We start from the raw sequence: 5,363 nt of genomic DNA on the forward strand, positions 1-5,363 counted from the left end.
ACGCGCACCGGCGGCGGTGCATCGGCCGGGCGGTTCAGCCGGCCGCTTCGGGGCGGTCGGCGAGCCCCAGGCGGAGGTGTTCGCTGTGATAGATCGCCTCGTCGAGCAGCTGGGCGACATGGCTGTCGTAGAGGCTGTAGACGATGCTGCGTCCGCTGCGGGCGCCGGTGACCAGGCCGAGGTTGCGTAGAAGTCGTAGCTGGTGGGAGACGGCCGACTGTTCCATCCCCACCGCCGTCGCCAGTTCGGTCACCGGGAGGGGGCCCTGGCGCAATTCGCTCAGGATGAGCAGCCGGCTCGGCGTGGCCAGTGCCTGCAGAGTGGTCGCGACGCGGGCCGCCGCGTCCCCGTCCAACCGCGCGATCGGGCGGTCCCGGCCTTCGACCCCGTGTCCCATAAGCAGACAGCATATCAACCAGCATAAATGAAGACGTCTTCATGTGTTCTGTTATGGTCGGTGGATCGTTCGTTCCCGCTGTGGAGGTGACCTGTGGCCGTTCCGACGCGTACGCCCACCGATTCGACGCGCGTGCCCGCCGCCGTGGCCGGGCGCCGGACGAAACTGTTCGAGCTGCCCGAAACCCGTTGGGCCGCAACAGCGGTGATGCTCTTCGCGGCCGGAGTCGCGACGCAGCTGGCCGGTGGCCCGTCCTGGTCGTGGTGGGCGCTGTACCTGGCCTGCTACGCCGCGGGCGGGTGGGAACCCGCCGTGGCCGGACTGCGCGCGCTGTGGGAGCGAACGCTGGACGTGGATCTGCTGATGGTGGCCGCCGCGCTGGGCGCGGCGGCGATCGGGCAGGTGGCAGACGGTGCGCTACTGATCGTCATCTTCGCGACCTCGGGCGCGCTGGAGGCCTTCGCGAGCGCGCGGACCGAGGATTCGGTGCGCGGTCTGCTGGATCTGGCGCCGGATACCGCGACGCGGATCACCGCGAACGACGAGGAGGAGACGGTCCCGGTCACCGACCTCGAGATCGGCGATACGGTCGTGGTACGCCCCGGTGAACGGATCGCCGCCGACGCCACCGTGATAGCCGGTGGAAGCGAGGTCGATCAGGCCACCATTACCGGGGAGCCGCTGCCGGTGGACAGATCCGCCGGCGACGAGGTCTTCGCCGGCACCCTCAACGGCACCGGCGCCCTGTGGATCCGCGTCGACCGCCTGGCGCAGGATTCGGTCGTCGCCCGGATCGCGGCTCTGGTCGAGCAGGCGAGCCGCACCAAGGCCCGCACCCAGCTGTTCATCGAGAAGATCGAGCAGCGCTACTCGGTGGCGATGGTGGTCGCCACCCTGGCGATATTCGTGGTGCCGCTGCTGTTCGGTGAGTCGCTGCAGCGGGCGCTGCTGCGCGCGATGACCTTCATGATCGTGGCCTCCCCGTGCGCGGTGGTGCTGGCGACCATGCCCCCGCTGCTGGCCGCCGTCGCGACCGCCGGGCGGCACGGAGTACTCGTCAAGTCCGCCGTCGTGATGGAGCGCCTCGGGACCACCGACCTGCTCGCGTTCGACAAGACCGGAACCCTGACCCGCGGTGTTCCCGAACTAGTCGAGATACGGTGCACGACCGACTCGTTCGACGCCGACGCGGTCCTGCGGCTCGCGGCGGCAGTGGAACGGCCCAGCGAACACCCGCTCGCCGCGTCCATCGTCCGGGCCGCTCGCGAGCGCGGGCTCGACGTGCCCGTGGTCGGTGATTTCGCCGCCGAACCCGGTCGCGGAGTCAGCGCACGTGTCGGTGACCACCGCGTCGAGGTCGGATCACCGGCGGTGCTGGTGGCGGCGCCCGCGCCCGGCGCGGATACCGAGACGGCCGCGGCCGCCGCGGCGGCCTTACAGGCGCGTGGTTGCACCGCGGTCGTGGTGACCTGCGACCACCGGCCGATCGGCGTCCTCGCCCTCGCCGACGAGATGCGCCCGGAGGCCGCCGCCGCGGTCATGGCATCGCGGCAGCTGACCGGGACGAACCCGGTGCTGCTGACCGGTGACAACCGGGTGGCCGCCGAGCGGCTGGCCACCCGGGTCGGCATCACCGATATCTGGGCCGAGTTGCTGCCCGCGGACAAGGTCGCCGCCGTCCGGCAGCTGCGGGCCGGCGGCGCAGCGGTGACCGTGGTGGGCGACGGGGTCAACGACGCGCCCGCCCTCGCGGCCGCGCACGCCGGTATCGCCATGGGCGGCGCGGGTTCGGATCTGACGCTGAGAACTGCCGATGCCGTGGTGGTCCGCGACGATCTCACCGCCATCCCCGCGGTGCTCGCGCTGGCCCGGCGGGCCCGGCGCATCGTGATCGCCAATCTGGCGATCGCCGCATCCTTCATCGCGGTGCTGGTGGTGTGGGATCTGGTGGGCACCCTGCCGCTACCGCTCGGCGTGGCGGGACACGAGGGCTCCACGATCATCGTGGGTCTCAACGGCCTGCGCCTGCTGCGCGGCGCCGCGTGGCGGCGAGCCATGGGAGCCGGCCCGGCCACCTGACGGGTGGCCGCGGACCCGCGCTGCCGGCGGATCGCCGTCTCCCGGCGCGTCGCCGGTAAGGGCACATCCTCCCATCCGGCTCCGTAACGCGGGCCCGGCCGGACTCAGCCCGGAAGCGGCGCGCGGAAATGGCTGGGTTCGGCGTCGGCCGGCAGATCGGCGGCGGTGGCGAACGGTTCGACCTCGGCGCGCAGGTCCACGAGGTGACGGGCATGGGCCGCCAGGGACCGGTCCTCGTCGGAGACCGGCGTCCACTGCTGGATGGGCCGCGCTTTGCCCGCGGCGTCCACCGCCACGACCACGGCCAGGCCGTGCGCGGCGAGGGCCGGCTCGTCGGAATGCGGATCGGTCGCGGTCACGTGCGCGCTGATGTGCATACTGCGCGGGCCGGTATGGATCAGCCGCGCGGTGACCTCCACGATATGGCCGATGACGATCGGCCGGTAGAAGCGGATACCGCCGAAATAGGAGGTGATCACATGCTGGCCGGCCCAGTCGGCCCCGCAGACATAGGCGGCTTCGTCGATCCACCCCATCGTGCGCCCGCCGTGCACCTTGCCGCCCCAGTTGATATCCGAGGGCGCCGCCAGGAACCGCAGCGTCGCGCTCGGCGCGGTGCCGGCGGCGGTGTAGCGCTGCGCGGCCATGGCCTCCTCGATACGCTTGCGGACCGATATCCGCGCCCGGGCCTGCCGATGGCGCCGCAGTTCGAGAATCGTGGCCGGTTCCCACTGGGGCACCGCGACCGTGCGCCGCGCCTCGTCGACGGCGACGAAGATCGTGAGGCACTGCGCCATCTGGACCGGTCTCTGCCGGGTGGGGTCGGTCGAGTAGACGCTGACCAGAATGTGCATGCTCGTCCGGCCGGTGTACACGAGGTTCGCATGCAGCTCGACCAGTTCCCCGACCGCGATCGGCCGATCGAGGTGGATATTGCCCACGTAGGCGGTGACACAGTAGCGGCCGCTCCACTGGGCCGCCGCCGCATAGGCGACCTTGTCGATCCATTCGAGGAGCTTGCCGCCGTCCACCGCGCCCGCGATACCCGCGTCGGCGGGTTTGACGAGGAAGCGGTGGATCGCCTCGGACCGTCTACCGGACGCGGCGGGGGTCGGGAGGGGGTCGATGGTTGTGGCGTTCACGGGCCTGCCGATCTGCTCGGGTGGTGGGAAGTACGGGTCCCGACTCCGTTGTCGTCGGAGCAGAATAGGCAGGCGCGGCGCTACGGGCGAGTAGGACACCGCCCGGAGCCGGGAACCCGGCGATTCGTTCGGTGTATGCAGGTCCCGGCGGGATACACAGGCGCCGCGGTGTCCCGAGAAATGGCTCGGAGGGGTGTTTGAGAGGGCGCGCGGTGGTTATTCGCCCGACGATCGGCCGGACCGCCTGCCGATCGCATCCGACGAGAGGGGACAGGCGATGAGTGCGAAGGACAAGCTCGACAACAAAGCCGAGGATCTCGCCGGTCAGGCCAAGGAAAAGCTCGGAAAGGCCACCGGCGACGAGGAGACGAAGAACGAGGGCAAGGCCGACCAGACCAAGTCCAACCTGAAGGATGCGGGTGAGAAGGTGAAGGACGCCTTCCGCGACTGATCGAACCTGCGAACGGGCGACGCCGGGACATCGGCGTCGCCCGTTCGGTGTCCGGACCTGCTCGCAGCCGCGGATCCGGCGCGCCCCGGTGCAGAGCACCGTGGTCGCCTCCTTCGCCACACTCACCGCGGACCCGGTGGCGGATCATCCGGGGTCACGCGCCGGAGGGGACCGGCCCGTCATCACTGCCGGCGGGTCCGCGGACCGCCTCCGGCTCCGTCGATCGCCGGGGCGGTGGGGCGTCGAATCCCGGTAACCGGCCGGCGACCAGCGGGATCATGAGCTGGATCAGCGGTCCGATGGCGACCGCGTACACCACGGTGCCGAGACCGACGCTGCCGCCGAGCAGCCAGCCGGTGCTCAACACCGACAACTCGAGAATTGTCCGGACCCGGCGGATGGGCCATCCGGTCCGGCGGGCGAGCCCCGTCATCAGACCGTCGCGCGGGCCCGGTCCCAGCCCCGCGCCGATGTACAGCACACTGGCCAGTGCGTTGAGCACGACCGCGAACACCATCACCGCCACCCGGACCGGCATCAATTCCCAGTACGGGAGCAGCCAGAGACCCGCGTCGACCGAAACACCGACGAGCACCACATTGCTCACCGTTCCCACGCCGGGCCACTGGCGCAGCGGAATCCAGGCCAGTAGTACCACCGCGCCGGTCAGCACGGTCACCGTTCCGAAGCTCATCGGCACCTGCCGGGTGACCCCCTGGTGAAAGACATCCCATGGGTCCAAACCTATTGCTGCGCGGATCATCACGGCCATCGATAAGCCGTACAGACAGAGCCCTGTGAACAGTGCGGTGAGACGTAGGATCACAGCACGAGCTTTCCCATATCTGGCCCCTTCGTACAGAGCCGGTTGGGCACAACTGGATACTCATCTGGCTGGGTGATTCGCTCGCCGTCCTCCTGGCTGGGGCAGATTCGGTGAGGTCGGCCCGCGCGCCGGATCCGCGACCACATCGCTGAAGTCCTTCGCCGCCCCCGGTTCCCTTGTGGTCAGGGCCGGACCATGTCGCGCGGATGCCGAACCGGGGCCCAAAGGATCGCGTGTACGGGTGGTCGGCGCGTCCATGGGCAAAACGCCGGACCCGGTTGCACGGCACGTGGGCAGTGTGCATAAATTGTCCGGCGCACGTCTGATAGCTGTTTGCTCTTAAAGGTGTTCACGTGCAGGGGCGTGGACACCGCTTCGTCCCACGAAGTCGTACCCAGGCTCCGAGCGCGGCAGGGGGTGTTTTCTGCTGCGCTCCAGTGCCTCCGAGTCCGAGCGAGAGGTTGGAAG

At 70.0% G+C, this 5,363-nt stretch carries 5 protein-coding genes; 2 read left to right on the forward strand and 3 right to left on the reverse strand.

The window, feature by feature from the left end; genetic code table 11:
• Positions 1-34: 34 nt before the first annotated feature.
• Positions 35-397: an ArsR/SmtB family transcription factor gene (locus tag NS4_RS02100; RefSeq protein WP_030520078.1), complete on the reverse strand. Its 363-nt coding sequence runs from the start codon at positions 395-397 to the stop codon at positions 35-37.
• A gap of 93 nt (positions 398-490) precedes the next feature.
• Here NS4_RS02100 and NS4_RS02105 point away from each other — a divergent pair, with 93 nt between their 5' ends.
• Positions 491-2,476, forward strand: a complete 1,986-nt coding sequence (locus NS4_RS02105; RefSeq protein ID WP_063057733.1) for a heavy metal translocating P-type ATPase — start codon at positions 491-493, stop codon at positions 2,474-2,476.
• Between the two features lie 104 nt (positions 2,477-2,580).
• Here NS4_RS02105 and NS4_RS02110 read toward each other — a convergent pair whose 3' ends face one another.
• Positions 2,581-3,618, reverse strand: a complete 1,038-nt coding sequence (locus NS4_RS02110) for an acyl-CoA thioesterase (protein ID WP_369690193.1) — start codon at positions 3,616-3,618, stop codon at positions 2,581-2,583.
• A gap of 277 nt (positions 3,619-3,895) precedes the next feature.
• On the opposite strand from NS4_RS02110, the gene NS4_RS02115 reads away from it, so the two are divergent.
• On the forward strand, positions 3,896-4,069 hold the full coding sequence (locus NS4_RS02115) for a CsbD family protein (protein WP_030520075.1): 174 nt from the start codon (positions 3,896-3,898) through the stop codon (positions 4,067-4,069).
• A 154-nt stretch (positions 4,070-4,223) separates the two neighbouring features.
• On the opposite strand, the gene yczE is transcribed toward NS4_RS02115, so the two are convergent.
• Complete coding sequence (gene yczE, locus NS4_RS31965; protein WP_063057734.1) at positions 4,224-4,841, reverse strand: membrane protein YczE; 618 nt, start codon at positions 4,839-4,841, stop codon at positions 4,224-4,226.
• Between the last annotated feature and the right edge of the window lie 522 nt (positions 4,842-5,363).

The sequence above is a fragment of the Nocardia sienata NBRC 100364 genome, from assembly GCF_001613205.1.
Lineage (GTDB): Bacteria > Actinomycetota > Actinomycetes > Mycobacteriales > Mycobacteriaceae > Nocardia > Nocardia sienata.

Bases quoted from the DNA above. Each gene is read 5' to 3' on its own strand.
- NS4_RS02100 (WP_030520078.1), bottom strand. From the start codon at position 397: ATGGGACACGGGGTCGAAGGCCGGGACCGCCCGATCGCGCGGTTGGAC.
- NS4_RS02115 (WP_030520075.1), top strand. From the start codon at position 3,896: ATGAGTGCGAAGGACAAGCTCGACAACAAAGCCGAGGATCTCGCCGGT.
- yczE (WP_063057734.1), bottom strand. From the start codon at position 4,841: ATGGCCGTGATGATCCGCGCAGCAATAGGTTTGGACCCATGGGATGTC.